We start from the raw sequence: 24,371 nt of genomic DNA, 5'->3' as shown, positions 1-24,371 counted from the left end.
CGGTTCAGTCGTCGCTCGCGGCCGCCTCGGTCGCACCCGATTCGGCCTCGATTTCGAGGGTTTCGAGGTAATCGTCGGCGTCCAGCGCGGCTTTACAACCCATCCCCGCGGCGGTCACGGCCTGCTGGTAGTGGTAGTCCACCACGTCGCCAGCGCCGAAGATGCCCGGCACGCCGGTTTCGGTCTGGCCGCCGCCCGTGCCGCCCTCGGTCTGGATGTAGCCCGCCTCGTCCATCTCGACGTCGGTCCCTTCGAGGTAGTCGGTGTTCGGCGTGTGACCGATGGCGAGGAACACCGCGCCGACGTCCATCTCGAACGTCTCGGTCTCGGGGTCGTCGAGTTTGTCCGTCGGGTAGCCCTCGGGATGGCGGACGAGTTCGGCGTAATCGACGCCGTCTTCGACCGACCCGTGAACCTCCGTCAGTTCGGCGTTCCGGACGATTTCGATGTCGCCCTCTTCGACCTTCTCCTGCACGCGGTCTATCCAGTAGTCCTCGGCGCGGAACTTCTCACGCCGGTGGACCAGATACACCTTCGAGGCGAACTTGGTGAGGAAGTTGGCCTCCTCCATCGCGGCGTCGCCCCCGCCGACGACCAGCATCTCCTCGTCGCGGAAGAACGCCCCGTCGCACGTCGCGCAGGTCGAGACGCCGTAGCCCATCAGGTCGTCCTCGCCGGGGACGCCGAGCGTCCGGGCGCTCGCGCCTGAGGCGGCGATGAACGCCTCGGTAGTGTAGACGTCACCGTTCGAGAGTTCGACGCGGTAGGGCCGCGAGGAGTCGTCCACGTCCTCGATGACGCCGTTCCTGATTTCGGCCCCGAAGCGCTCGGCCTGTTCTTTCATGTTGTTGATGAGGTCCGGGCCGCTGATTCCCTCGGGGAACCCGGGGTAGTTCTCCACGTCGGTGGTGAGGGTCAACTGGCCGCCGGGTTCGTCGCCTTCCAGCACGAGGGGGTCGTTGTTCGACCGCGCGGCGTAGATGGCCGCGGTCAGGCCCGCGATACCGCTACCGGAGATGATAAGTTTGCGGTGTTCGGTCCCGGTGTCGGCGTTCGCGATACCTAACTTCTCGTCCAGTTCGCCCGTCTCGTCGAGCGCCTGCGTGTCGTCGAACCCGCCGATGAGTTCGTCGTCGATGAACACTTCGGGGGCGGTCTTCCGGCCGTCGGCCCGTTCGACCATCTCCTCGAACAGGTCTTCGTCGCCGGTCACGTTGTAGGTCTCGTACTCGACGTCCTTGGAGTCGAAGAGGTCTTTCACCTTCTCACAGTAGGAACAATCCTCTTTCGTGTAAATTTCGACTCGCGGGTGTTCGCTCATGGTACAATATTGTTATGGGGGGCGTATTTAGCTTGTGTTGTCCCGTCGGCTTTCCGGTATCGAGACCGATAGCGGTCGGACAGTCACGCGGTCCCGTCGTGGTAGTCGAGAAGACCGAGAGTCAGGACGAGTGCGCTCGCGAGTCCGACGACTACCGAGATGTCCTCCGAGAAACCTGCCCAATCACTCAGCGAGGAACCCGCGTTGAACCCGAGCGGAACTCCGTCGAACACGAGGATGGCCGTGGCCGACTTACTCGTGTACTTGGCGACGAGATGCGCCCCGGCGGAGAGAAGCACCGTCCCGGAACTCACGGCTACTGCGATACCCGAAACCGTGAGCGACCCGTCGGTCGTCGAGACGAGATACCAGAAGGGAGCGAACGGTACGAGGACGACCAGCAGAACCAGCACGTGCGTCTGAATCCGGCGGGCGAACTCGCCGAGTCGTTCGGTTCGGGCCACGGAATCGTTTCTCTCGGATGACACAAATATCTCACTCCTCCGAGTTTGCGCTCCACGAACAACAAACACGGGTGCCGGTGGCGGCAACGGACAGTTTCGACGGAGGTCGAAGTCTTTACCTCGCGTTTCGGCCTACAGCGAGTATGCCCGCCGACCTCGAAGAGAAGACCGACCGCTACGAGGGGCTGCTCGCCGAGGCCCTCGACGCCGCCGAAATCGCCCCGCCAGAGGAGACACCGATGGGTGAGGCCGCGGCGGAGTGTCTGGAGATGGCGACGTCCTACCTCGAAGACGGCCGCCACTTTAGGGAAGACGGCGACCTCGTGAACGCGCTGGCGTCGTTCTCCTACGGACACGCGTGGCTCGACGCCGGGGCGCGAGTCGGTCTGTTCGACGTCCCCCGCGAGGGCCACCTGTTCACCGTCTGATTCCACCGGAGCGGACTGTCGCCGCTCTTCCGAGAGATACCCGGACGAGCGTCGAAACGTAACTCTCCGAGACGGAACGGTGTGAATTTGGCCGAAACGTGACGCAAAGTTTGGAAAATCGATTAGTCACGTTTCGTGGTATATGGTACCATGGAACTCGAGCGGAGAGCGTTCCTGCGGGCCTCGGCAATCGGCGTCGCGGGTTCGATTGCGGGGTGTGCGGGTGCGAGCGACAACCGACAGGAGACCGAGACGGCGCGCGAGACGACGACTGCGCAGGAACCGGACGAGACCATCGTCCTCGGCGGACAGGTCGAGTACTGGTACGGACTCGCGCCGTCTAGGATTCAGGGGCGGGAGAACCCGACGCTGACCGTGCACCCGGGAACCGTCTACGAAGTCGTCTGGGTCAACCTCGACGGTGTGGAACACGAACTCCGCGTCTTCGACGCCGACGGGCAGGTGGTCGCGGCGACCGAATCGGCCGCCGAAGTCGGCGCGCGTCGGTCGCTGGTCCTCGAAGCCACCGACCGACTCGCTCGCTACGACTGCGAGTACCACCCCCAGCGCATGCAGGGGCAGGTCTCACTGGCCGGAACGACGACTACGGGCACGACCACGACCGAGGACGGCGGCGGTGGCGGTGGGGGTCCCTACTGACGCGACGCTCGTCGGAATCGTCGCTCGAAAGAAAAGGGATGCTCACTATCGGCGGACGGTCCGCTTCGAATCCCGTCCGACCGTTTCGACTCGCTCAGTGCGAGGAGTGGCGGTCGCCGGTGTGGCGCTCGCTTCCGTGACCGCGACGGCTTCCGAACCGGCGGTCGCGCTCGCTCGTTCCGCGCTCGCCGCCGTGACGGTGTTCTCGTTCGCCGGACGTCTGGTCGCGGAACGTCGAGTCGCTCGGGTCTGAGTGGTGGGTCTGTTCGCCGCGCTGACCCATCATTCGCCCGGCGAGTCCCTCTTCGCGGTGGCTCCCGCGCTGGCTTCCCTCGTGCGCGGTCCCGTGTTCGGCACCTTCGCGTCCCCGCTGCTGGCGCCGCTGGCCGTATCGTCGGTCGTCGCTCTGCTGTCGGCCCTGTTCGCGGTGACTGCCGCGGTGTTGCTCCGTCCCGCTCTGCTCGCCGTGGCCGCTCGACCCCACGCTTTCGATTCGCGGGCTTCGTGACGTCCCGAGGTCGTTCGCGCCTCGACTCCCGTGTCGGTCGGTGTGTCCGCTCTCGTTCTCGCCGAAGTCGTGACCCTGCTGGCTGGCCGTGCCGCCGCGCTGGCGGTCGCTCCGGCCGCTCCCGCGGCCCTCGTTACCTCGGATTCGCGAGAGCGCCTCCTCGGCTTTCTGCTCGTAGTCGGGGTCGGACTGCTGGCTCTCACCGCCGTGGTGGTGGTGATGGTGGTGGTGATGTTGCTCACCGCCCTCCTCGCGGTCGAGGTCGGTCCAGTCCTGATGACTACTCTCTCTGCTCTCGTGGAGACCGTCCTGATTCGCCTCCTCGCGTCGTCCCTGTATCTCGTGCGGATTAGCCATGTTCGAAACCCCCGACGACAGGTTGACCGAGAGTCGCCTTAGAGGTGCTGGCTGACTATCCAAGCGTCCCGAAGCCGAACATCGGCCCGAACAGCAGGTGGAGCGCGACGCCGACGACGAGGGCGGGAATCGTGGTGTAGATGGAGGCGACCACGGCCGCAGTTCTATCGACCGCGAGTAGCGGGAACAGCGCGTCGCCGTCCTGACTGATGGCGTTGGCGGTCAGCGCCGAGAAGGGAATCGCCCCCTCGGCGTACACGCCAGCGAGGACGATTTGGGGACCGCACCCCGGAATCAGTCCCACGAGTGCGCCCGCGACGGGGGCGAGTAGCCCCGCGGCCGCGGCGAGCGCACCCACGTCCACGCCGAGCGCGAGGACGCCGTACTCGTAGAGCAGGTACGCCGCTAACACCCAGACGGTGACGAAACTCGTCTCCATCGCGGCGTGGACCAGCGCGTCGTAGATTCCCTCGAACGATTCGCGGGCGCGACCGACCTGCCCGTCACCGAGGTACCTGCGACCGACGAAGTAGAGGTAGAACGAGAGTGCGGTCCCGGTGACGCCGACGACCGTGAACAGACCAGCGAACGAGGCACCGACTTCGAGCGGTACCTCGGGAGCGCCGGCGAAGAGGTACGTGACGCCGAGACCGAACGCCGCGACGGCGGCCAGCCACCAGACCGCGTGGGCGGCGTGCGAGAGGGGTATTAGGACCGGCGATTCGCGCGCAGGCGAGTGGTCACGGGCCGGGCAACCATCGGCCTCAGGAGCCGCACAGTCCCCCTCGGCGTAGTCGTGGGGTCCAGTCGCGACCGTCGCGGGAGCCACCGCCCCGCCGTCGGTCGCGGTCCGGTCGATTCTGCGGACTGCGGCGTCCACACGGCCGACGCCGACGCCGAATCGGTCGACGACGTAGCCTGTGACGACGGCGACGCCGAACGCGAGACCGTAGGCGTAGACCGCCGCCTTGGGCGCGAGCGCCAGAATCACGAACGCCGAGTCGCCCGCGGTGGCGACGAGCGTGGCGACGACGGTACCGAAACTGACCGTCCCGCGGACGTAGAGTGGCATCATCACGATGGCTCCGCCGCAACCGGGTGTCAGACCCATCGCCGCGCCCACGAGGGGTTGAGCGCGCTCGCTCTCGCCGAGTCGTTCGACCAACGCACCACGGTCCTGTACTGGACGAGACCGAACAGCAGGACCGTCAACGCGACGAACGCGCTGACCTGCACGTATCCGTCACGGACCGACGCCACGAATATCTCCGCGATTTCGGCCATCTCAGCCGTCCTCCGGTACCGGGAGTCGTCTCGCCGACAGTAGTTTAGACATATCTAAATTCTAGATTAGCACCTGTAAACATAGTGTTTACGGCTCTGCTCGTTCGTCACGACTGAGAAGTTGCGGCAACTTTTTTCTATCAGCCACGCGCATGGTTCTTTGTATGAACGAAACGTACGTGCGACTGGTCTGCCCCGAGTGTGGCAAGGACTGGGAAGAATCGCCCGACGACTTGCCGCCCCACGACGAGGTGTTCAACTGTCCGAACTGCCACGCCAGTCGCCGGACCGCGGAGTTCACGCGGACCGAGCAGGACCTCGAGACGCTAAAACAGTTTCAGTAGTTAGCTGCTGGTCGCGGAGCGCGCGCCGCACGCTTCGCACCGCAACAACAGCGCACCCTGTTCTCGTTCGAGACGCGTATCGGGAAGTCCACACTCCGAACAGAGGACGTACGTCTCGGTGTACTCCTCGATGGCGTCCTCGATGCGGCCGGAACTGAACTCGCCGGTCAGGCGCGCACGGCCGCTCTCGTCGATGTGTGCGCTCGTGCCGAGTTCGTCCTGCAAGAACTTCAGGACGTGGTCCTCGTCCCGACCGAGCGCGTCGAGGGTGTTCTGGAAGTTCTCGTAGACGGTTACGTTCCCCTCCTGGCGCACGTCGGCGTCTGGAACGTCGAATCGGGCCTCGTTATCGTCGATTTCGGGCGTCTCGTCTATCGCCCGGTCGAGGTGTTCGTCGTAACTCTCCATAGCTATCTAAAGGTGCGCGTTCGGATAAAAATCTTTCAGACTCACAGAAACGCCACTGCTCGGGAGGCGGTCCCGAATCCGGGTCGGTTCACAGCGTGACGGATGCAACAGTTCGAAACAGTTTCGAAATACCGTATTACGCGCTCTCAGGTCGGATTATGGCCTCCTTGGGAGGGGAAATCCGTACTCCGTGTTAACGGGACTCAAGATAATACTATAACCCTGCAACTGTTAGCCTCGTTTGGTTATGAAGAAGCAGGAACTCATCCACCTTCACGGGCTGCTTGCGGAGGTTGGAAACTATTTCGAGGAGGAGAACAGCACCGAAGTAGACCTTTCAGAGTACGACTCCCTTGGTGTACGACCAACATCCATTCACAAGTCCAAAACGGACCACAAAGCAGCGGTCTTCGCCATGGCAAACGCGATAACTTCCGAAATGAACGAAGCCGAGGCGGACGAGAAGGTCGCCGCCAAGGCCGACTGAACTGCGGACGACGCTTCCTCGAATCGTCGATACGACCCGATAGCGGTTGCTGTGTTCTGCAACGGTTCTCTGGATAGTACTTGAAGAGCACCGCTACGGGAACGTTTCGGAACGGAACGCAGAGACGGCAGAACGAGTGTCGGCTACGCGTGGAGGATAGACGTGCCCGTCACGCCGCCCGCGGGCGGAGGGCTGGCAGAGTTGTTGGTCACTCGATGAGGTCCTCGAACTCGGGGAGGACTTCGTCGTCTTCGTCGCGGTCGCTCTGGCTCTCCGATTCGACCTCCTCGGACTCGACGTCCTCGCCGTCTTCGTCGTTCTCCTCGACGACTTCGACTTCGAGGACGGTCAGGGGAATGTTCTCGAGGCGCTGGCCGATTTCCTTGCGAGCGATTCGCGAGGCGTGTTCCTCGCGCTCGACGTTGAACACCGTCATCTCCAGTTCGAGCGCGACGAGGCTCTCGTCGGCCGCGATGAACGCCGGTTCGAGTTCCTCCCCGCAGTGCGGACAGGACCGTTTCCCCATGTTGATTTCGACGTAGTTGAGGTCGGGGTTGAGCAACTCGCCGGTCTTGGAGATGGCGATGCGAACCGCCTCGTCGGGAGTCTCCACGTCGTAGACCGGGACTGCGGCTTCCACGACAACTCTGCAGTTCATAGGCGCATAGAAGTTGTGGCGCCAACAGTATCAAGTTTAGCCCCGAAACGAAAGACTTCCACCGGCCGGTCTCGTTCGGTCTGGCGATGAACTCGGGTTCGATAGCTATCGGCGAGTTCGAGGGGGGTCTCGACGTACAGACGACGTTGGAGAGCGGGCAGACCTTCCTCTGGCGGCGCGACGACGGGCGCGCCTACGAGACCGGCGGCGCGAGCGGCGGGTCGGCGTGGTACCACACCGTCGTCGGCGGGCACACCGACGGGGAGTCGGAAGTCCTGAGGGTGCGCCAGCGCGACGACCGACTGGAGTGGGAGGCGTCGTTCGACGCCGAGTCGCTGGTGGCGGAGCGACTCCGACTCGACGACGACCTCCCCGCCATCTTCGAGCGAATCCCGGACCACCCCCTGCTCGCGGACGCCCGGGAGACGTACCCCGGACTCCGAATCGTGAACGACCCCTTCTTCCCCTGTCTGGTGTCGTTCATCTGCTCGGCCCAGATGCGAGTCGGGCGCATCCACGGGATGCAGACCGCCCTCGCCCGGGAGTTCGGCGAGACCGTCGAGTTCGACGGCGAGACCTACCACGCGTTCCCGACGCCCGAGCGACTCGCGCGAGCGACCGAGGACGAACTCCGGGAGTTGGGACTCGGCTACCGCGCGCCCTACGTCCGGCGCTCGGCGGAACTGGTCGCCTCCGGCGAGGCCACGGCCGACGACGTCCGGGGTCTCGACTACGAGGACGCCCGTGACGCGATGCAGGCGTTCGTCGGCGTCGGCGACAAGGTGGCCGACTGCGTGCTGTTGTTCTCGCTGGGCTATCTGGAGGCGGTTCCGCTCGACACGTGGATTCAGACCGCGATAGCCGAACACTATCCGCACTGCGAGAAGGGGTCGTACGCAGAGACCTCCCGGGCGCTCCGCGAGGAGTTCGGCGGCGAGTTCGCGGGCTACGCCCAGACCTACGTCTTTCACTACCTCCGGACCCGTGGGTAACCACTTCCACCGGACCCGGAGGTAATCTCCCTCCGGTCCCCGGGACCGCGTCCCGACCTCAGGGGTGGTACACGACCGAACGTCCCCGTCGATGAGGTGGCGTCCCACCCGTAGGTGGTCGTCCCGAAATAGACCCTCAGACCCAATCGCCGCTACCCCGGCCCGACGGATTGCGGTCGAGCGTGGGAATCTCGCCCGTCTCGGCGAGGCTCTTGAAGCGATAGAGCATCTTGCTCGCCAGCGTCTCGGGGACGACGCCCAGCAGGTTCATCGCCGAGCGCCCGGCTCGGCCACCCGGCGGGTCGAACCGCAGCGTGAGCGTCACCTCGGTCCCGCGGTCGGCCGGAGCGGGTCGGAACCGCACCGACCCCTCGTTGGGTATCGGCGCGCCCTCGGTGGACTCCCAGCGCAGGAACTCGCCGGGACGGTCCTCGACCATCTCGGTCTCCCACTCGATGCTCCGGCCGAACGGTGCGGAGACCACCCAGCGGTGACGGTCCTCGCCCGCCAGCGTGACCTCGGCGAAACCGCCCACGATGCGAGTCAGCAGGTCCGAGTCCCGCCAGAAGCGGTAGAGTTCGTCGGGCGACTCCCGGACGGTAGCGGACCGTTCGACCGCCGTCGCGCCCGAATCGGTCTCCGCCTCGACCCCGCTGTCTTCGGACCCCGGAGTCGCACCGCCGGACTCCGACGGGCGGGTGCGTCCGCCGACCCCTCGGTACAGCAGCCACCCGCCGGTGAGCGCGAGCGCCGTCCCGCCGAGAGAGCGTCTCCGAAGTCCGACGGTCACGAGCGTTCCGCCGAGCGCCGTGACGGCCATCCGCCGGACTCGACTCGCGTTACGTCCCCCGGTCGCGTTCTGTGTCACGCAGTAGTTCCCCCACAGAGTGCTTGGGGGATTGAACATTGTATCTTGTGCCCGGACTCTCGACCACCGTACCGCCGCGAGTGTCGGCCATCCAAATCGCCTTAAGACAGAACGTCGAACCGGGACGTAGAACCATGTCGAGCGACTCCGAGAGCGCCGACCGAACCCGAGCGCACGTCTTCGTCTCCGGCAAGGTACAGGGCGTCTACTACCGGGCGAACACCCGCGACGCCGCCCGAGAGCGCGGCGTGGACGGGTGGGTTCAGAACCTCAGCGACGGCCGTGTGGAGGCCGTCTTCGAGGGGCCGGAGGACGCGGTGGAGTCGATGGTCGTGTGGTGTCACACCGGGAGTCCCGCCGCCGACGTGGACGACGTGGAAGTCGAGTACGAAGCCCCCGAGGGCGAAGAGGGGTTCCGCATCCGGCGCTGAGAGCACCCTCGACACCGAGTCAGAACCCGGACCCGGCGGGGCCAGCACGACTTTCCGCGTCAGTCGCGTACTGCTCCCGGTCAGCTATGCGCGAGAACACGCCAGAAGTCGGCGTCGAAGTGCGAGGTACCGAGACCGAATCGCTACCGCAGGGGGCCGAAGGGGAGGGAACCGACCCCGGCGAGCAACTCGTCCTCCATGTCGCCGTCCCCGTCGTGAATCCGCAGTCGAACACCCGCGACTCGATGGTGGACGACGACGCCCTCGTCGGCCGGATTCCGGTGGCGAACGCCGACACCCCCTGCGCGGACGACCTGCTCGACGCGGCGGTGGTCACGGTCCTCGAAGAGCGCGTGACGGCCTACTACCCCCGCGAGAGCGAGGACGAGGTCGTCGCACTCGTCTGGGAGGCCGCGACCGACGACTGGCGGTGCGAGGAGTGGGAACTCGACGGCGAGTTCGAGGTCGAATCCGGGCGCAGGGACGACGACGAGGCTATCCTCTGGGAACCCGACGGGTCGGTTTAGTCCTCCTCGACCGTCTCCGCGTCGGCGGCGTTGGTCATCACGCTCCGCAGACCCTTCAGAGCGTTGTGCTTGCGGGTGTACCCTTCGCCGCTCGTGGCGATGACGTTGCCGTTCCGGTGGACCAACCGCCAGCGCCACTCGTCCGCCCGGTCGGCGAACACCTCGAACCGGGCGAGACTCTCCCGAGGTTCGGCCGACCCGACCGGGAGTTCGACGGTCTCGTCTCCGTCGTCGATGGCGGTATCGGCGTCGGCGGTAGCGGCATCGGTGTCAGGAGACGAGTCGTCTCCGTCGCCGGTGTCGGCAGCGTCCGCGATAGAATGGTCACCTTCGTCGGCGCGCCGCCGGAGTCTCGTCGGTGAACGCTTCGACCGCGGTCTCCTCGTCCCACTCCAGTTCGACCTCCAGACTCCGGCCGTCGTCGGTCTCGAACTCTACCTCCAGTTCGACCGCGTCGGGAACCGCGACGGAGATGGCGTCCTCGTCGCCGAGGCGAATCGAGCCAGCGGCGACGCCGTCGGCGATTCCGCGGAGGAGCGTCGCAACGTCTTCCCGGGCGGCCGTCCGTTCGAGTGCGTATTCTTCGGACACGTTACCACTCACGGCCCCCCGCGTAGTAAAACGCTGGAATCAGTCAGCGAGCGGCGTCGTCTCAGTTCTGGTGACGCGACGTTCGTTCGCCGCCCTGCTGGTGGCCGTGTTCCTGCTGCTGGTCGCGGCCCTGTTGCTGGCCGCGGCCCCGTTGCTGTCGGCCGCGACCCCGCTGGTACCCTTTTCCGTATCGAGATTGCTGACCGCTTCCCCGGGACTGCTGACCCCTGCTCCGGGACTGCCGACCCTGCGACCCGTGACGTTCGGTCCCCAGTTGGCTTCGCTCCTGCCACGACGACTGGGTCCCCCACTGCTCGCCGCCGGGGCCTCGCTCGGTGCGCTGCTGGGACTCCTCTAACCGACGGGAGTAGGTCTCTCTGGGGTGGGCGGTCCGTAGTTCGGGCTGTTCGCTCGATTGTTCGGGCTGTTCGCTCGGTTGCTGGTGGGGCTGCTTGGGCGGCGTCTGCTGGTGAGACTGCTGGGGCGAGGGGCGCTGCTGGGGCATCTTTGCGGGCATGTCGCGGCGGTGGGACCCGCCAGCCTGTCCGGAGTGTCGCTCCTGTCCGGAGAACTGCTCCCCGCCGTGCGGGTTGTTCGCGTGACTCTGTTCGTGGCGGGCCTCGCCGCCGAACTGGAGGCTGTGGCGTCTCCCCTGCGTCTGCTGGTCGCTTCCCCGCGTCTGCTGGCCGCCGCCACCCGTCTGTCTGTCGCCCCGGCCGGTCTGTTGTCCGTATCGACGCTGCCGATTCTGCTGGGGCTGTCGTCCAGACTGGGACTGCTGACGCTGCTGGGACTGCTGGTCTCCTCCGGGGGCCACGTCCTGTCTACGTATCTCCGTCTGTTGGGTCTGTCCCCCCTCGCGTCGCGAGTCACCGCCGTAGCGGAGACTCGCCTGTCCGGGCTGAGACTGGCTACTCCCGGATTCGGCGCTGGCCGGGATGATGGTCTCCTGCCCCTGAAGCTTCTGTTTCACGTCGGACTCGACCCGTTCGGGACTTCGACGCTCCTCGCCCCGTTGGTCGCCGCTTCGTCGGGTGGATTCGTCGCGACGCTCCTCTCGACCTCCCTGTCGGTATCGGTTATTGGACATCAGTACTCTCCCCGTGAGAACCACGGCCCGCGAGTGCCTTATTGGTGCTGGCTAGGGTGCTTCGAAGACGGGAGTTCGGACAGGTGTTCAATTCTTATAGAAATCTCTGTATCCCTCATAAAAATCTGTAGATTGGTATCTCGGTAGTGTTGCGTTCGCCGACGCCCTCGAACTTCGCCCGGCCTGCGTCGAGTACGGTGGGCGTTCGCCTCCGAGCGACCGGCGGCGCGCGCCGACGATAGGACTTAACGCGCTCGCCGACCAACGCCCCGATATGATTTCGGCAGACCGGATGGCGCAGGTGGACGCGAACGCGGCCGCCCTCGGCGTGCCGCGAAAGCAGTTGATGGAATCCAGCGGCAACGCGGTCGCCCGAGAGGTGCGAGCGGTCGCCGACCCCGGAGCGCGCGTGGCGGTCGTCGCCGGGCGCGGGAACAACGGCGGCGACGCGTTCGTTGCAGTCCGGTTTCTGGGCGAGTACGACACCTCGGTCCACCTGCTCGGTCGGGCGGAGACGATAGCGACCGACATCGCCCGCGAGAACTGGGACGCCCTCCGACGCGGCGAGTACGACGTGGAGGCGGTCGGCGACTCGCGCGACTTCGACCTGCCCGACTGCGACGTGGTGGTGGACGCCATGCTCGGCACCGGCGTCACGGGCGCGCTCCGCGAACCCGAGGCCACCGTCGCCGAGCGAATCAACGAGGCGGACGCGACCGTGGTCTCGGTTGACGTGCCCTCGGGCGTGAACGCCGACACCGGCGAGGTACCCGACGCCGAAGCCACCGCGGTCGAGGCCGACCGCGTGGTCACGTTCCACGACGCGAAACCCGGTCTCGACTCGCTCGACGCCGAGGTGACGGTCGCCGACATCGGCATCCCGGCGGCCGCCGAGCGACTCGTCGGACCGGGCGACCTGCTTCCGGTCCGCAGTGGGACGAAGGCCGAAGACGCCCGGACCTACGTCGTGGGCGGCGGCCCGTACACCGGTGCTCCGGCGCTCGCGGCCCAGGCCGCGCTCCGGACCGGCGCGGACCTCTCGTTCGTGGCCGCGCCCGACCCGGTCGCGCCCCAGATTCAGGGGTACGCCGAGGACCTCATCGTCCAGTCGTACGACGGCGACCACCTCTCTCCCGAGCAGGTGCCCGACCTCGTGGACACCGCCGAGAGCTACGACGACGTGGTCGTTCTCGGTCCCGGTCTCGGGAACGCCGACGAGACGCTGGAGGCGGCGAACCGGTTCCTCGCCGAGTTCTCGGGCCGGGCGGTCGTGGACGCCGACGCGCTCCCCGTGGTACCGGAGGTCGAGACCGACGCGACGCTCGTCTGCACGCCGAACCGCAAGGAACTGGCGAAGATGGGCGGTCCGGAGGTCGAGAGCGCCGACGCTCTGCGCGACCACGCCGACGAAATCGAGGCGTTCGCCGAGGAGTTAGGTCACGTCGTGCTGGCGAAGGCGAGCGACGACATCGTCACCGACGGCGAGCGCACTCGTGTCTCGACGGCGGGGACGCCCGGCATGACCGTCGGCGGCACGGGCGACACGCTCGCGGGCACGACTGCGGGCCTGCTCGCGACCCACGACCCCTTCCAGTCGGCCTGCATGGCCGCGTACGCCAACGGGCGGGCGGCCGAACTGTTGGACCACGAGCGCCACGACGGCCTGCTCGCGTCGGACCTGCTCGACGCGCTCCCTCGCGCCCTGTGGGGTGACGACGATGAGTGAGAACGGCGAGGAGGAGACCGGAGAGGCCCGCGATGCGGAGTTGACCCACACCGACGACGAGGGCGAGGTCCAGATGGTGGACGTGGGCGACAAGCCCGACACGGCGCGCCGGGCGGTCGCCGCGGGCGAAATCAACCTCCAACCCGAGACGGTCGAGGCCATCAGCGACAACGACGTGAGCAAGGGCGACGTGCTGGCCACCGCCCGCGTCGGCGCGGTGCAGGCGGTCAAGCACACGTGGGAGACCATCCCGATGTGCCACCAGATTCCCATCACGAACGTCGAGACCGACTTCGAACTGTTCGCCGACCGCGTGACCCTCGAAGTCGCTGTCGAGACCACCGGCAAGACCGGGTGCGAGATGGAGGCGCTGGAGGGGGTGACGACCGGCCTGAACGTGGTCTGGGACATGGTGAAGGCCGCCGAGAAGGACGACGACGGCCAGTACCCCGACACGTCCATCGACCGCGTGCGAGTGGTCGAGAAGACGAAACGCGAACTGTAGTCGCCCGGCGGCCGGGTCGTCGCGGCCGGTCGTTCCGCTTCAGTCACCGTCGGTCTGGTTGGCGTCCGGGTTCGACTCGTCAGCGTCGCCGTCAGTTTCGCCGCCGTCGGGGTTCGACCCGTCAGCGTCGTTCGGTCCGCGTCCGTCGCCGTTCCCCTCCTCGCTCTCCTCACCGCGGTCCTCCTCCTCGCGGTAGTCCACCTCCTCGTCGAGCGTCCGCAGGAAGTTCGGCGGCGTCTCCTCGGACCGACGTCCGCGCGACACGTCGTACCAGTAACCGACGCTCGCCACCGCGAATAGGGCGACGATGAGCGCGCTGACGGCGACGGGCGTCAGGCCCCCGAACGGCGGCACGTCGTATAGAACCAGTCCGAGCAGGCCGGTGGAGAACGCGGTCAGTGCGAGGTACACCTTGTACCACGCCACACGCGTGTGGGTTCGTTTGCGGGCCATCGTCTGTGAGACCGGGAACGTTGGGCGTCGGCGCTCCCGCCGGTCGGTCGCGCTGGCCACCTGTCGTACTGGTCTGACGGTCGGGGCTACTTTGTTATTCGCGGGACTTCGGATTCGGCCGTCGGGATAATCGACCACACCGGAAGTAGACCGAGCAGTAACGAGAGTTGAAACGAATTACGCCGACGGTGCGCTGGTCAGGTCGCCCGCCTTGGCGCGGGACTGCTCGACGATGGCGGGCCGGGCCTCGAAGTCCACGACCACCTCGTCGTTGGCGTAGGTCACGTCGTTGACCCGCGCGTGGTCGTGGACCCACGAGACGACGCTCATGGTGTCGTCGGTCATCGGGAGGACCAGTTTCTCGCGCTCCCAATCGGGGAGTTCGGCGTCGATGCGTTCGCGCAGACCCACTAGATTGGTCTGCTCCTTGCCCGAGACGGCGATGGGGTCGGGCGCGAGCGCAGAGAGCGCCTCGGTCTTCTCGGCGAGTTCGTCCTCGCTCACCGCGTCTATCTTGTTCAACACCGTCACGATGGGTGCCTCGTTGCGCTCGTAGAGCGTGTCGTGGCAGGTGACGAGTTTCTCGCGTATCTCCTCGATGGGTTCGCTCACGTCCACCACGAGCAACACGAGGTCGGCGTAGTACACCGCGTCGAGGGTGGACTTGAACGACTCGACCAGCCAGTGTGGCAGGTCGCTGATGAACCCGACCGTGTCGGTCAACAGCACGTCCCGGCGGTCCATGTCCATCTTCCGGGTCGTCGTGCCCAGCGTGGTGAACAGGCGGTCTTGGGCCTCCGCGGTGGTGTCGAGGTCGGGGTGTAACTCCTCGTTCTCGCCGAGTTCGAGGTCGGCCGCGAGGCTCTGCATCAGCGTGGACTTCCCGGCGTTGGTGTAGCCGGCCATCGCCACGAGGTCGAACCCGGACTCCCGGCGGCGGTCCCGGCGGTCGGCCTCGGTCCGGGCGATAGAGTCCAACTCGTCTTTGATGCGGGAAATCTGGTCCTTGATGTCCTGCTCGCGGCTCTCGTCGTACTCGCCAAGCCCCATGAACCCCGGCCGCTCGTCGCGCTTGGCGAGGCTAGTCTTGGCCTCCGCGCGCGGGAGTTCGTAGCGTAACTCCGCCAACTCGACCTGTAGCTGGGCCTTCCGGGTCTGCGCGCGCTGACCGAAGATTTCGAGGATGAGTCGGAACCGGTCGATGACTCTGGTGTCCTCGGGGACGCGCTGGCCGAGGTTGTACGTCTGGTACGGGCCGAGTTCGTTGTCGAAGATGACGATTCCGGCTCCGGTCTCGGCGACCGCGCGACCGATTTCGTCGGCCTTCCCCTCGCCGACCTGTAGCGCCGGGTCCTCCTTGCGCGACTGGGTGAACTCGGCCGCGACCTCGTAGCTCGCGCGCGGGCGAGGTCGCGTATCTCTTCGGTGTCTGGTGTGCCTGAATCGACTCGCTTTGCGATTATCGCTTTCATAGGAACAGTTTTCGGGCGGCGTACGCGGCGTGGTGTGCGGTCTGCACGGTCTTTCGTTCGGCTATACTCTCGACGTACTTGAAACTCGGGCCGAGGTACTGCTCGACTTTCACGTCGGGTTCCTCGTAGAACTCGCCTCGCTCGGCCACCACCGGACCGTCCGGCGGTTCGGGCAGTTCGGCCACCGCGTCGGCGACGACGGTGGCGGCGTCCTCGAACGTCGGCGGATTCCGACTCGTGGCGAACCCCATCCCCTCGACGTTGCGGAGGCGTGTCGTGCCGACGCTGGCGTGGACCGCCGCCGCCACCATGAGGTACTCGCCGGACTCCTCGTGGCGGCCGCTGATGTCCACCCCGACGACGCTAGCCTCGCCGGGCCTTCACCTCGGTTTCCGCACCCACGGTGCCCATAGGTCGGTCTACGGTCCCGTCCCTTTTCAATGATACGACGGGGGCGACCGCGGCGGACGACGCTGCGGGACGTGTAATGAACGGCGGACACGGTTCGGTTCAACGACCCGGCCCACTTACCACAAGAACCTTATTCCATCGATGAGGGATAGGTCGTATGCCCCTCGAAATAGACCCCCAACAACTCGGACTCGAATTCGGGTCCGGAGCCGTCGTCGGCGGCGTCATCGGTTTCGCCGCCAAGAAGGTGGCAAAGCTCATCGCCATCCTCGTCGGTATCGAACTGGCCCTCTTCAAGTTCCTCGAATCGAGAGGAATCCTGACCGTCGATTGGAATCGACTCACCGCAGGCGTGCTTCAGGCTGGCGAAACCGCCGAGACAGGCGTTCCCCCGTCGTGGGTGACGACCATCCTCTCGACGCTGTCGGTCGGTGCCGGATTCACCGGCGGCTTCTTGGTCGGCTTCAGAAAGGGATAGTCGGCGAATCGGTCTTCTTCTCGGAAACGTTCTACCGGCAGATAGAGCAAGTCGCAGTCAGCGCGTCTGAATCTCGTCCTCGTCCTTGATGATTCGGGTCTCGGCCTCGCCGCTCGTGTGTTCGTTCACGAGGTCGTAGAACTCGTTCTGCATCCCGGCGGGGAAGGTGAGGACGCCGACCCAACCGCCGTCGTTCTGCCACTCCTCGCGTTCGAGTTCGCCGAACTGCCGAATCTTGGCCTGCGCGCTCCCGGCGTAGTCGGCGGGCACCTGCACCGCGACGGTCACCTCGTCGAACCGGATGGGGATGACCGGCTTGAGCGCGTCGAGCGCGTCGTCCACCTGCGTCCCGACGGGTTCCATCGGGTCCACGCGGAAGTCGGTCTCCTCCAGCGCGGACTCGATGCGCTCGGGCGGGTGGGGCGCGTCGTCCATCTGGGGGTTGACCGCGTTGCGCGTGATGCGATTGACCAGTTGCTTGTACTTCTGTTCCTGCATCTCACGGCGCTGCTCGGCCGTTATCTGAATCTCGCCGTCGCGGATGACCTGCGGGATTATCTCCAGCGGGTCGGTCGTGCCGAACACCTCCTCGAGTGCGCTCTCGGCGGGTCGGTCGCCGCGACTCGCGTCCTCGAACACGTCTTCGGCCGCGATGACGTCCTCCAGTTCGCCGTCGAACTCGCCGCGCTTGATTTCGAGCGCTGCGTCGGGGTCTACCAGCACCTCGAACCGCTCGCCGTGGGATTCGAGGCGGGCAGTCACCGCCTCTTCGAGTGATATCATACCGTACGGTAGTGTCCCCCGTCTCAAATAAGCTTGCGTCGCCGCGTCGGTTCGACCGCCCGACCCCGGTTCGTCGGGCACCGCTCGCACGCAACCCGGCCGTCGGTCCCGGCGAGCGGTACAGTTATTACGCCGGGGTGACACGTTCGGGCAACGGAACGACCGATGACCCGCTAACTTCTCCGACCGGCGTTCGCCCCGGTCGCCAACCCGTATCGTCACCGCGACTACCGCAGCAGTGACTCCGCACAACACCCGAGACGGCTATGAGTTTACCAGAGAGAGACGACATCGCATCCGAGTACCGATTCGACCTGACCCGCATCTTCGAGACGCCGGACGACTGGGACGACGCCGCGGCGGCGCTCCGCGACCGGATTTCGGCGCTGGAGTCGGCGGCCGCGGCGTCGCTCGAAACGACGGCGGACCTCCGGGCGCTCCTCGAACGAACCGGGGAGTGCTACCGCCGGAAACAGCGACTCGACCTGTACGCCACGCTCTACGGGAACGTCAACACCGAGTCCGACGCGGCCGACGACGTTCGGAGGCGGTTCCGCGACATCGAGGCCGAGTTCGAACCCGTCGCGGCGGCCGTCCGCCGTCGCCTCCGCGAGACCGACGACGAGCGCCTCGACGCGTTCGTCGCCGAACTCGACGAGTATCGCCGATACGCCGAGAGCCTGCGCGAGCAGGCCGAGCGAGTCCGGTCGTCGGACGCCGAGGACGCCATCGCGACCCACGGCGAGACGCGGTCCGCGCCGACCAGAGTCATCCGGGCGGTCACGACCGAGGACTTCGACGCACCGAGCGTGGAGCGACCCGACGGCGAAACGGTCGAACTCCGACACGACAACTACGGCGAGGAGCTATCGCATCCGAATCGGGCGTACCGCAAACGGGTCTACGAGGCGTTCTGGAGCGAGATGGACCGGTTCGAACACACGCTCTCGCGGGCCTACGCCGAGAAACTCGCGGCCGCCGACGCCGAGGTCGAGGTCCGGGGCTACGACTCGATTCGGGACCGCGACTTCCGGGGAACCTACCCAGAGTCGGGGGCGGAACCGTACCTGCCCGGAGCGGTCCACGACGTGATGCTCGACGCGGTCAGGGCGAATCTGGGACCGTACCACCGGGCGCAGGCGGTCCGTCGGGAGCGCCTCGGCGTCGAGACGCTCCGACCGTGGGACCTCCAAGTGTCCATCGCGGACGCCCCGGAACCCGAGGTTCCGTACGAGGAGGCGAAAGAACACATCCTCGACGCGCTCGCGCCGCTGGGGGAGGACTACGTGGACCGAACGCGGTCGTTCTTCGCGGAGCGCCGCATCGACGCGTATCCGACCCAGAACAAGCGGACCGACATCCCGGCGTACTGCCCGGCCTCGGCGGCCGACGGGGCGTTCGTACTGGCGAACTACCGCGAGGACCTGTGGTCGCTCTCGGTACTCGGGCACGAACTCGGCCACGCGCTCAACGTCTCGTACCACCGCGAGGGACCGACCCGGTACGCGACCTGTCCGAGCGCTATCTGCGAGATTCCGTCGGTTCTCCACGAGATTCTCGTCCTCGAACACTGCATCGAACAGGGCGGACCGCTCGCGGCCCACGCGAAGAACCGCCTGTTGGAGTGCGTCGGCGGTAACTTCTACGTCCAGACGATGAATTCGGCGTTCGCTCACCGCCTCGCGACAGCGGTCGAGAACGGGGAGAATCTCTCTGCCGAACGCGTTCGCGAGACGCACGCGGACCTCCTCGCGGAGTTCCGGCCCGAGGTCGCGTACGACGACCGTGCCGGACGGAACTGGCTCGGTGAGGGGACCCGCGAACCATACAGCAGTTTCCAGTACGTCCTCGGCGCGACGGGCGCGCTGGTGGTCCGCGACCGACTCCGCGAGGGGAGTTTCAGTCCCTCCCGGTTCCGCGACTTCCTCCGGAACACCGGCCGGAAGGACCTGCTCGCGCAGTTCGAAGCCCTCGGCGTCGACGTCACCAGTCCGGCCACGTACGAGCGCGCCGCCGAGACGTTCGCGGGGTATCTGGACGAGTTCTGACCCTCGCTCGTCCGACTCGTTCCGACGGACGAAACGACACCGGCGACGGCTCCGCCGCAGTTCCGACCTGTCCGACAGCAGTCACGCCCACTGTCACAGCTCTGAGACGAGCGTCGTCGAACCGACCCCGAACGGCCGGTTCGTTCGATTACCGTTGGGGATAAGTCGAACATTAGGCGAGTTGGACCACCAATGCGATTGAGAGGAAACTGTCTTCGAATCGACCATTCGGGTCACGTCGCCCGATAGTTCGCGGCACGGACATGCCGGAATAGCTAGGTGAACTGCGATTGGTGGCTATCTATACAGGTAACGGATTGGCGAAAGTAATTATTAGCGTCGCTGTCGTCCCACGCTACTGCGGTGCGAGCGAGGTGAACATAATGAACGGACGGACACTTCTATCGGTCGGACTGAGCGCGTTACTGGTAGCCAGCGTCGTCGCAGTGGGTGCTGGCTCGGCAGTCGCCGCCAGTTCGGCCGACCGTAGCGCGGTCGAAGGGGGACAGTATCTACAGGACGACGGCGCGCAGAACCAGACCACCGGCGGTCTCAACCTTTCGGAACTCAACGTGACGGCGTACGAAGCCGCCGTCCTCGCGCAGAACGAGACCGGCGGGACGGTACTCGGCGTTCGACTCAAACGGGCGAACGGTACGCCGGGATACGAGGTCCTCGTCGCCAACGAGACGGGGAACGTCACGGGCGTCGTCGTCAACGGGACCGACGCCGGAATCATCCAAGTCAGCAGGAATATCGCACAGGTGAACCAGACCGTGCTCCAACAGCAGGGAATCAGCGTGAGTGACATCGGCGGAGCCGTCTCGGCGGTGGAGGCGGCCCAGCAGGAGGTCGGCGACGAGTTCGTGCCGATAGAGGTCGCCATCGAGGCCGAACCCAACTTCACCGGCCAGCAGGTCACGTTCGTCTCGCCGAACGCGACCCAGTCGGTCGTCGTGGACCTGACCAACGGTTCGGTCGTCCAAGTGAGCGACGTCACCCCGAAGCGAGGTGCGGAGGCCCAGATGACGGCGACCGAGCAGGCGAACGAGACGACGGAAGCGGCCATGGTGGACAGCAGCGCGATGGGTGCGATGCAGGACGACGGTGAGACCGAAGGCTGCTGCGTCGGTGACGACGAACTCAGTCACGAGTTCGGCGACGCGAGCGAGTTCGTGGCTCCCACGCTCACCGGATTCGGCGAACAGGTGTTCGCCGCAGACGACGAGTTCGACACCGCCGACGACTTCGGTCCCTTCACCGGCGTCGAAGGAGAGGAAGATGAGAATCTCTTCGACGGTGGAGAGGAAGAAGAAGAGGGCGAAGGCTTCATCGGTGAAGAAGACGAAGACGGGTGGTTCTAACAGTCGGCGCTCGCTTTCGACAGCACCGATAGCGTGACGGCATCCGATTTTTTGGTTCGTTCGTCGTCCGTTCGTCCGGTTCGGACAAGTTCGTTCTCGCGTCGCATCATGGCGAGTCGGAAGCCCGGAACGTCGGTCCGGTCGCAGTTTGCTACTCCTCGTTCGGCGCGAACTCGACCAGCGTCAGGTCCCGGTCGAGCATGCAGTAGTCGTGGGGCGGGTCGCCCACGACCTCCGTAATCTGGTAGTCCTCGTCGAAGTTCACACCCGCCGGTTCGCAGAATTCGTGGCTCGGGCACTCCGTGTGCGGGCAGGGTCCTTCGAGACTGGCCTTGCTCCCGGCGTAGGCGTTCTTGGCGGGGACGTTGGCCTTCGCGCCGACGGGTTCGACCTCCACCGCGGTCACGCCGCTGTCGTGGACGGCGCAGTCGAGGGTCTGGGCACCGTCTCGCACGTCGCTGACGCGGTAGCGCACGCCCTCCGAGAGGTTCAGACACTGGTCGCGGTACGGACACCCCTCGCAGGCCGAGGACTCGCCCCGATAGACGAACTCCTGACCGGGGTCGGCGAGACGGGTTCCGATGAGGGTGATGGACGACATGGACACGGGTACGCGGGCCGTCCGGTTAAGACTCTCGTCCTGTCGGCCGGTCGGCCGAGTTGTCGCTACTCCCCGGTCAGTTCGTCGAGTTCATCGAAGTACTCCTCCCGCGGGACCTGATACGCGCCTCGGTAGTCGAGTTCGCCGCGAGCGAACTCGGCCGCGAGTTCTCGCGCGCCTGCGACCGCCTCCTCGCGCGTGTCGTACGTTCGCGCGGGGACTAACTCGACTTCGGGTTCGAGGAAGAACTCGACGCGCCAGACCCGCGTCGTCCCGTACTCGGCCTCGGAGGCCGGGCGGTTGGGCGCGCCAGCCGCGACGTACAGCGTCGGCATGCACGCCGGTGGGAACTCGTCGCCGTCGAACACGTCCGGCCGGTACGCGAGGATTCGGCGTCCCTCGGGTTCGTCGTTCCAGACCGTCCAGCCAGCGGGTAGGTCGGGGTCGGTCGAACTGCGCTCGGTCGGGTCGCCGTCGCTCATGGTCGCCGGTTCGGCCCTGCCGGGTAAGGCCTTGCCGGTCGCACGCGGGCGACAGCGGTCCGCTCGCTCGCCCGGTCTTAAAGGCCGGGTCCGTTACCAACTCCCACCGAAGAGGTGATGCCCTTCACCCGCGTCAGTCGTCGGTGTTCAATGGAGTTAATTTATATAAAATCAAAATCGAGTCGAGCCAACAGTTATATATCGCTACATCCCATCCATTAAATAGTATCGGTGGTACCGACCCACGCGGTACGCGGTAACACGAACCTACCGATTCACGACCGCCCGAGTTCGTCGCCCTCCGACGTGCACGTCGCCGTGAATACGGGGTGGGATAGCACGTACATGAACGGCCAAAACGGTAGCGTCCCGCGCACGAGCGGGTCCGAGGAGTCGGAAGGGGTGTGTGGCACGGGCAGCGCCACGTTTGTGAAAAGTTATCAGATATCAGAGTGGCCGTCACCTCTTTGTGCGTGTCCGTCTACCACATATTCCGGCCGCGAACTACAGAACCACCGGTCAACCGTTTGCTCTCTCTCGACTCTCCCAACGGAACGCGTGATACGATGACAGCAACACTGGAAGAACTCAGCCAGCGATACCAAGAATCGATGCCCGAAGACCTCCGCGAGACCAAGTCGTTCGACTGGTACCTCGACGAGGTGTACGAAGACCCCAAAATCGCTCGGAACGCCCACCAGCGGGTGGCCGACATGTTCGACTACTACGGGACCGAGTACGACGAGGAAGCCGGTGTGGTCGAGTACCTGCTCGCCTCGGAGGACCCGCTGCACGACGGCGAGAACACGTTCTACGGCCACGAAATCCACCGCGCCATCCACGAGTTCGTGAACAAGGTCAAGTCCGGCGCGCGGGGTCTCGGGCCGCAGAAGCGCATCAAACTCCTGCTCGGTCCGGTGGGGTCGGGGAAGTCCGACTTCGACCGGCAGGCCCGGAAGTACTTCGAGGACTACACCCTCCGCGAAGAGGGCCGGATGTACACGTACAAGTGGACCAACCTCTGTGACGTCATCCACGACCAGGACCCGGCCGACGACACGGTCCGGTCGCCGATGAATCAGGACCCCCTCGTCCTGCTGCCGCTCGAACAGCGCCAGCGAGTCATCGACGACCTGAACGAGAACCTCGACGCGCCCTACACCATCCAGAACGAGCAGTCGCTCGACCCCGCGTCGGCGTTCTACATGGACGAACTGCTGGCGTACTACGACGACGACATCCAGCAGGTCCTCGAGAACCACGTGGAGGTCATCCGACTCACCGCCGACGAGAACAAGCGCCAAGCGGTCGAGACGTTCGAACCGAAGGACAAGAAGAACCAAGACGAGACCGAGTTGACCGGCGACGTCAACTACAGCAAAATCGCCATCTACGGCGAGTCCGACCCGCGCGCGTTCGACTACTCGGGGGCGTTCTGTAACGCCAACCGGGGCATCTTCTCGGGCGAGGAACTGCTGAAACTCCAGCGCGAGTTTCTGTACGACTTCCTCCACGCGACGCAGGAACAGACCATCAAGCCCAAGAACAACCCCCGAATCGACATCGACCAAGTCATCGTCGGCCGGACGAACATGCCCGAGTACCGCGACAAGAAGGGCGACGAGAAGATGGAGGCGTTCAACGACCGGACCAAGCGCATCGACTTCCCGTACGTCCTCGAGTACGAGGAGGAGGCCAAGATTTACCGGAAGATGTTGGGCAACGCCGACGTGCCCGACGTCCACATCGAACCCCACACCCTCGAAATGGCCGGACTGTTCGGCGTCCTGACCCGCATCGAGGAACCCGACAGCGAGATGGTGGACCTGATGCAGAAGGTCAAGGCCTACAACGGGGAGATAAAGGACGGCGAGGACGTGGACGTGAAGAAACTCCGCGAGGAGGGCGAGGAGTCGGCCGACATCGGCGAGGGGATGGAGGGCGTCTCCGCCCGGTTCATCGGCGACGAGATAGCCGAGGCCATCATGAACTCCACCCACCGCGACAAGGGGTTCCTAAGTCCGCTCTCGGTGTTCAACCACTTCGAGGAGAACCTCGAGAACCACGGCTCCATCCCGGAGGAGAACTTCGAGACGTACTACCGCTACCTCGAGATGGTCCGCGAGGAGTACAAGGACCGCGCCATCGAGGACGTGCGCCACGCGCTGGCCTACGACATCGAGGAGATTCAGCGGCAGGGCGAGAAGTACATGGACCACGTGATGGCGTACATCGACGACGACACCGTCGAGGACGAACTCACCGGCCGCGAGCAGGAACCCGACGAGAGTTTCCTCCGGGCGGTCGAGGAGAAACTCGACATCCCGCGCGACCGCAAGAACGACTTCCGGCAGGAAGTGAGCAACTGGGTCTCCCGGCGCGCCCGCGAGGGGTCGCCGTTCGACCCGCAGGACAACGACCGCCTGCGCCGCGCGCTCGAACGCAAACTCTGGGAGGACAAGAAGCACAACATCAACTTCTCGGCGCTGGTGTCGGCCAACGAGATGGACGACGACGAGCAGAACGCGTGGATAGACGCGCTCGTGGACCAAGGCTACTCGCGTGACGGCGCCAAGGAGGTGCTGGAGTTCGCCGGTGCCGAGGTCGCTCGCGCAGAGATGGAGGACTAA

At 65.6% G+C, this 24,371-nt stretch carries 28 protein-coding genes and 2 pseudogenes; 14 read left to right on the top strand and 16 right to left on the bottom strand.

Going from position 1 to position 24,371, the window contains the following annotated elements; all coding sequences use genetic code 11:
• Positions 1-4: 4 nt before the first annotated feature.
• Both FXF75_RS06340 and FXF75_RS06335 read right to left on the bottom strand, forming a co-directional pair.
• A complete protein-coding gene (locus tag FXF75_RS06340) occupies positions 5-1,321 on the bottom strand; it encodes an FAD-dependent oxidoreductase (RefSeq protein ID WP_163520780.1) in 1,317 nt (438 codons plus the stop codon).
• Positions 1,322-1,404: 83 nt separating this feature from the next.
• A complete protein-coding gene (locus FXF75_RS06335) occupies positions 1,405-1,785 on the bottom strand; it encodes a hypothetical protein (protein ID WP_163520778.1) in 381 nt (126 codons plus the stop codon).
• Between the two features lie 143 nt (positions 1,786-1,928).
• Here FXF75_RS06335 and FXF75_RS06330 point away from each other — a divergent pair, with 143 nt between their 5' ends.
• Positions 1,929-2,213, top strand: a complete 285-nt coding sequence (locus FXF75_RS06330; protein ID WP_163520776.1) for a DUF357 domain-containing protein — start codon at positions 1,929-1,931, stop codon at positions 2,211-2,213.
• Between the two features lie 150 nt (positions 2,214-2,363).
• Positions 2,364-2,873, top strand: coding sequence for a hypothetical protein (locus FXF75_RS06325; protein WP_163520774.1), 510 nt, complete (start codon positions 2,364-2,366; stop codon positions 2,871-2,873).
• 94 nt (positions 2,874-2,967) lie between these two features.
• On the opposite strand, the gene FXF75_RS06320 is transcribed toward FXF75_RS06325, so the two are convergent.
• Together FXF75_RS06320 and FXF75_RS06315 are read right to left on the bottom strand one after the other, a co-directional pair.
• A complete protein-coding gene (locus FXF75_RS06320; RefSeq protein WP_163520773.1) occupies positions 2,968-3,738 on the bottom strand; it encodes a hypothetical protein in 771 nt (256 codons plus the stop codon).
• Between the two features lie 55 nt (positions 3,739-3,793).
• Positions 3,794-5,022 (bottom strand): annotated as a pseudogene (locus tag FXF75_RS06315) (putative manganese transporter).
• A gap of 164 nt (positions 5,023-5,186) precedes the next feature.
• Between FXF75_RS06315 and FXF75_RS06310 the strand changes: the two are divergent.
• Positions 5,187-5,366 carry a hypothetical protein gene (locus FXF75_RS06310; RefSeq protein WP_163520772.1) on the top strand — a complete coding sequence of 60 codons (180 nt, stop codon included), beginning with the start codon at positions 5,187-5,189 and terminating at the stop codon, positions 5,364-5,366.
• Here FXF75_RS06310 and FXF75_RS06305 read toward each other — a convergent pair whose 3' ends face one another.
• The gene (locus tag FXF75_RS06305) at positions 5,367-5,774 is read right to left on the bottom strand and encodes a translation initiation factor IF-2 subunit beta (RefSeq protein WP_163520770.1); all 408 of its coding nucleotides are present in this window, start codon (positions 5,772-5,774) and stop codon (positions 5,367-5,369) included.
• Positions 5,775-6,021: 247 nt separating this feature from the next.
• On the opposite strand from FXF75_RS06305, the gene FXF75_RS06300 reads away from it, so the two are divergent.
• On the top strand, positions 6,022-6,261 hold the full coding sequence (locus FXF75_RS06300; protein WP_163520768.1) for a UPF0058 family protein: 240 nt from the start codon (positions 6,022-6,024) through the stop codon (positions 6,259-6,261).
• Positions 6,262-6,469: 208 nt separating this feature from the next.
• Here the strand turns inward: FXF75_RS06300 and FXF75_RS06295 are convergent, their stop codons facing one another.
• Positions 6,470-6,919 carry a DUF555 domain-containing protein gene (locus FXF75_RS06295; RefSeq protein ID WP_163520766.1) on the bottom strand — a complete coding sequence of 150 codons (450 nt, stop codon included), beginning with the start codon at positions 6,917-6,919 and terminating at the stop codon, positions 6,470-6,472.
• An 86-nt stretch (positions 6,920-7,005) separates the two neighbouring features.
• On the opposite strand from FXF75_RS06295, the gene FXF75_RS06290 reads away from it, so the two are divergent.
• Positions 7,006-7,911 carry a DNA-3-methyladenine glycosylase gene (locus FXF75_RS06290; protein WP_163520764.1) on the top strand — a complete coding sequence of 302 codons (906 nt, stop codon included), beginning with the start codon at positions 7,006-7,008 and terminating at the stop codon, positions 7,909-7,911.
• A gap of 136 nt (positions 7,912-8,047) precedes the next feature.
• Here FXF75_RS06290 and FXF75_RS06285 read toward each other — a convergent pair whose 3' ends face one another.
• Complete coding sequence (locus FXF75_RS06285) at positions 8,048-8,779, bottom strand: SRPBCC family protein (RefSeq protein ID WP_163520763.1); 732 nt, start codon at positions 8,777-8,779, stop codon at positions 8,048-8,050.
• 134 nt (positions 8,780-8,913) lie between these two features.
• Between FXF75_RS06285 and FXF75_RS06280 the strand changes: the two genes are divergently transcribed.
• The gene (locus tag FXF75_RS06280) at positions 8,914-9,210 is read left to right on the top strand and encodes an acylphosphatase (protein ID WP_163520761.1); all 297 of its coding nucleotides are present in this window, start codon (positions 8,914-8,916) and stop codon (positions 9,208-9,210) included.
• An 86-nt stretch (positions 9,211-9,296) separates the two neighbouring features.
• Positions 9,297-9,737, top strand: a complete 441-nt coding sequence (locus FXF75_RS06275; RefSeq protein WP_163520759.1) for a hypothetical protein — start codon at positions 9,297-9,299, stop codon at positions 9,735-9,737.
• Here FXF75_RS06275 and FXF75_RS23275 read toward each other — a convergent pair.
• Positions 9,734-9,862 carry a YegP family protein gene (locus tag FXF75_RS23275; protein WP_205427218.1) on the bottom strand — a complete coding sequence of 43 codons (129 nt, stop codon included), beginning with the start codon at positions 9,860-9,862 and terminating at the stop codon, positions 9,734-9,736. The two genes, FXF75_RS06275 and FXF75_RS23275, sit on opposite strands and share 4 nt — an antisense overlap.
• On the opposite strand from FXF75_RS23275, the gene FXF75_RS23270 reads away from it, so the two are divergent.
• Positions 9,854-10,099: a hypothetical protein gene (locus FXF75_RS23270; protein WP_205427216.1), complete on the top strand. Its 246-nt coding sequence runs from the start codon at positions 9,854-9,856 to the stop codon at positions 10,097-10,099. The two genes, FXF75_RS23275 and FXF75_RS23270, sit on opposite strands and share 9 nt — an antisense overlap.
• On the opposite strand, the gene FXF75_RS23265 is transcribed toward FXF75_RS23270, so the two are convergent.
• Together FXF75_RS23265 and FXF75_RS06260 are read right to left on the bottom strand one after the other, a co-directional pair.
• Positions 10,062-10,328 (bottom strand): amphi-Trp domain-containing protein, encoded by a 267-nt coding sequence (locus tag FXF75_RS23265; protein WP_163520757.1) that lies wholly within the window; start codon positions 10,326-10,328, stop codon positions 10,062-10,064. The two genes, FXF75_RS23270 and FXF75_RS23265, sit on opposite strands and share 38 nt — an antisense overlap.
• Before the next feature lie 61 nt (positions 10,329-10,389).
• Positions 10,390-11,418, bottom strand: coding sequence for a hypothetical protein (locus tag FXF75_RS06260; protein WP_163520756.1), 1,029 nt, complete (start codon positions 11,416-11,418; stop codon positions 10,390-10,392).
• A 274-nt stretch (positions 11,419-11,692) separates the two neighbouring features.
• On the opposite strand from FXF75_RS06260, the gene FXF75_RS06255 reads away from it, so the two are divergent.
• Together FXF75_RS06255 and moaC are read left to right on the top strand one after the other, a co-directional pair.
• Positions 11,693-13,144, top strand: a complete 1,452-nt coding sequence (locus tag FXF75_RS06255; RefSeq protein ID WP_163520755.1) for an NAD(P)H-hydrate dehydratase — start codon at positions 11,693-11,695, stop codon at positions 13,142-13,144.
• Positions 13,137-13,649, top strand: coding sequence for a cyclic pyranopterin monophosphate synthase MoaC (gene moaC, locus FXF75_RS06250; protein ID WP_163520753.1), 513 nt, complete (start codon positions 13,137-13,139; stop codon positions 13,647-13,649). The genes FXF75_RS06255 and moaC overlap by 8 nt, the downstream gene beginning before the upstream one ends.
• A gap of 39 nt (positions 13,650-13,688) precedes the next feature.
• Here the strand turns inward: moaC and FXF75_RS06245 are convergent, their stop codons facing one another.
• From FXF75_RS06245 to FXF75_RS06235, 3 genes and pseudogenes are all read right to left on the bottom strand, one after another.
• Positions 13,689-14,102 (bottom strand): hypothetical protein, encoded by a 414-nt coding sequence (locus FXF75_RS06245; RefSeq protein WP_163520751.1) that lies wholly within the window; start codon positions 14,100-14,102, stop codon positions 13,689-13,691.
• Positions 14,103-14,279: 177 nt separating this feature from the next.
• Positions 14,280-15,574, bottom strand: a pseudogene (gene hflX / locus FXF75_RS06240) (GTPase HflX).
• Positions 15,571-15,927: a DUF2209 family protein gene (locus FXF75_RS06235; protein ID WP_163520749.1), complete on the bottom strand. Its 357-nt coding sequence runs from the start codon at positions 15,925-15,927 to the stop codon at positions 15,571-15,573. Before FXF75_RS06235 ends, hflX begins: the two are co-directional and overlap by 4 nt.
• A 215-nt stretch (positions 15,928-16,142) precedes the next feature.
• Here FXF75_RS06235 and FXF75_RS06230 point away from each other — a divergent pair, with 215 nt between their 5' ends.
• A complete protein-coding gene (locus tag FXF75_RS06230; RefSeq protein WP_163520747.1) occupies positions 16,143-16,463 on the top strand; it encodes an FUN14 domain-containing protein in 321 nt (106 codons plus the stop codon).
• Between the two features lie 57 nt (positions 16,464-16,520).
• Here FXF75_RS06230 and FXF75_RS06225 read toward each other — a convergent pair whose 3' ends face one another.
• Positions 16,521-17,246: a ribosome assembly factor SBDS gene (locus FXF75_RS06225; RefSeq protein WP_163520746.1), complete on the bottom strand. Its 726-nt coding sequence runs from the start codon at positions 17,244-17,246 to the stop codon at positions 16,521-16,523.
• A gap of 266 nt (positions 17,247-17,512) precedes the next feature.
• Between FXF75_RS06225 and FXF75_RS06220 the strand changes: the two genes are divergently transcribed.
• Positions 17,513-19,294: a M3 family oligoendopeptidase gene (locus FXF75_RS06220; RefSeq protein WP_163520744.1), complete on the top strand. Its 1,782-nt coding sequence runs from the start codon at positions 17,513-17,515 to the stop codon at positions 19,292-19,294.
• 383 nt (positions 19,295-19,677) lie between these two features.
• Positions 19,678-20,658: a PepSY domain-containing protein gene (locus FXF75_RS06215; protein ID WP_163520743.1), complete on the top strand. Its 981-nt coding sequence runs from the start codon at positions 19,678-19,680 to the stop codon at positions 20,656-20,658.
• A gap of 151 nt (positions 20,659-20,809) precedes the next feature.
• Here FXF75_RS06215 and FXF75_RS06210 read toward each other — a convergent pair whose 3' ends face one another.
• Both FXF75_RS06210 and FXF75_RS06205 read right to left on the bottom strand, forming a co-directional pair.
• Positions 20,810-21,259: a UPF0179 family protein gene (locus FXF75_RS06210; protein ID WP_163520741.1), complete on the bottom strand. Its 450-nt coding sequence runs from the start codon at positions 21,257-21,259 to the stop codon at positions 20,810-20,812.
• 65 nt (positions 21,260-21,324) lie between these two features.
• A complete protein-coding gene (locus FXF75_RS06205; RefSeq protein ID WP_163520739.1) occupies positions 21,325-21,741 on the bottom strand; it encodes a DUF5820 family protein in 417 nt (138 codons plus the stop codon).
• A gap of 566 nt (positions 21,742-22,307) precedes the next feature.
• Here FXF75_RS06205 and FXF75_RS06200 point away from each other — a divergent pair.
• The gene (locus FXF75_RS06200) at positions 22,308-24,371 is read left to right on the top strand and encodes a PrkA family serine protein kinase (RefSeq protein WP_163520737.1); all 2,064 of its coding nucleotides are present in this window, start codon (positions 22,308-22,310) and stop codon (positions 24,369-24,371) included.

It is taken from the genome of Halorussus sp. MSC15.2 (assembly GCF_010747475.1).
GTDB lineage: Archaea > Halobacteriota > Halobacteria > Halobacteriales > Haladaptataceae > Halorussus.
This window is presented reverse-complemented; position numbering and strand designations above follow the sequence as displayed.

Excerpts from the sequence above, each read along its gene's own strand:
- FXF75_RS06340 (WP_163520780.1), bottom strand. The coding sequence starts at position 1,321 with ATGAGCGAACACCCGCGAGTCGAAATTTACACGAAAGAGGATTGTTCC.
- FXF75_RS06330 (WP_163520776.1), top strand. The coding sequence starts at position 1,929 with ATGCCCGCCGACCTCGAAGAGAAGACCGACCGCTACGAGGGGCTGCTC.
- FXF75_RS06325 (WP_163520774.1), top strand. The coding sequence starts at position 2,364 with ATGGAACTCGAGCGGAGAGCGTTCCTGCGGGCCTCGGCAATCGGCGTC.
- FXF75_RS06320 (WP_163520773.1), bottom strand. The coding sequence starts at position 3,738 with ATGGCTAATCCGCACGAGATACAGGGACGACGCGAGGAGGCGAATCAG.
- FXF75_RS06310 (WP_163520772.1), top strand. The coding sequence starts at position 5,187 with ATGAACGAAACGTACGTGCGACTGGTCTGCCCCGAGTGTGGCAAGGAC.
- FXF75_RS06305 (WP_163520770.1), bottom strand. The coding sequence starts at position 5,774 with ATGGAGAGTTACGACGAACACCTCGACCGGGCGATAGACGAGACGCCC.
- FXF75_RS06300 (WP_163520768.1), top strand. The coding sequence starts at position 6,022 with ATGAAGAAGCAGGAACTCATCCACCTTCACGGGCTGCTTGCGGAGGTT.
- FXF75_RS06295 (WP_163520766.1), bottom strand. The coding sequence starts at position 6,919 with ATGAACTGCAGAGTTGTCGTGGAAGCCGCAGTCCCGGTCTACGACGTG.
- FXF75_RS06290 (WP_163520764.1), top strand. The coding sequence starts at position 7,006 with ATGAACTCGGGTTCGATAGCTATCGGCGAGTTCGAGGGGGGTCTCGAC.
- FXF75_RS06280 (WP_163520761.1), top strand. The coding sequence starts at position 8,914 with ATGTCGAGCGACTCCGAGAGCGCCGACCGAACCCGAGCGCACGTCTTC.
- FXF75_RS06275 (WP_163520759.1), top strand. The coding sequence starts at position 9,297 with ATGCGCGAGAACACGCCAGAAGTCGGCGTCGAAGTGCGAGGTACCGAG.
- FXF75_RS06260 (WP_163520756.1), bottom strand. The coding sequence starts at position 11,418 with ATGTCCAATAACCGATACCGACAGGGAGGTCGAGAGGAGCGTCGCGAC.
- FXF75_RS06255 (WP_163520755.1), top strand. The coding sequence starts at position 11,693 with ATGATTTCGGCAGACCGGATGGCGCAGGTGGACGCGAACGCGGCCGCC.
- moaC (WP_163520753.1), top strand. The coding sequence starts at position 13,137 with ATGAGTGAGAACGGCGAGGAGGAGACCGGAGAGGCCCGCGATGCGGAG.
- FXF75_RS06245 (WP_163520751.1), bottom strand. The coding sequence starts at position 14,102 with ATGGCCCGCAAACGAACCCACACGCGTGTGGCGTGGTACAAGGTGTAC.
- FXF75_RS06230 (WP_163520747.1), top strand. The coding sequence starts at position 16,143 with ATGCCCCTCGAAATAGACCCCCAACAACTCGGACTCGAATTCGGGTCC.
- FXF75_RS06225 (WP_163520746.1), bottom strand. The coding sequence starts at position 17,246 with ATGATATCACTCGAAGAGGCGGTGACTGCCCGCCTCGAATCCCACGGC.
- FXF75_RS06220 (WP_163520744.1), top strand. The coding sequence starts at position 17,513 with ATGAGTTTACCAGAGAGAGACGACATCGCATCCGAGTACCGATTCGAC.
- FXF75_RS06215 (WP_163520743.1), top strand. The coding sequence starts at position 19,678 with ATGAACGGACGGACACTTCTATCGGTCGGACTGAGCGCGTTACTGGTA.
- FXF75_RS06210 (WP_163520741.1), bottom strand. The coding sequence starts at position 21,259 with ATGTCGTCCATCACCCTCATCGGAACCCGTCTCGCCGACCCCGGTCAG.
- FXF75_RS06205 (WP_163520739.1), bottom strand. The coding sequence starts at position 21,741 with ATGAGCGACGGCGACCCGACCGAGCGCAGTTCGACCGACCCCGACCTA.
- FXF75_RS06200 (WP_163520737.1), top strand. The coding sequence starts at position 22,308 with ATGACAGCAACACTGGAAGAACTCAGCCAGCGATACCAAGAATCGATG.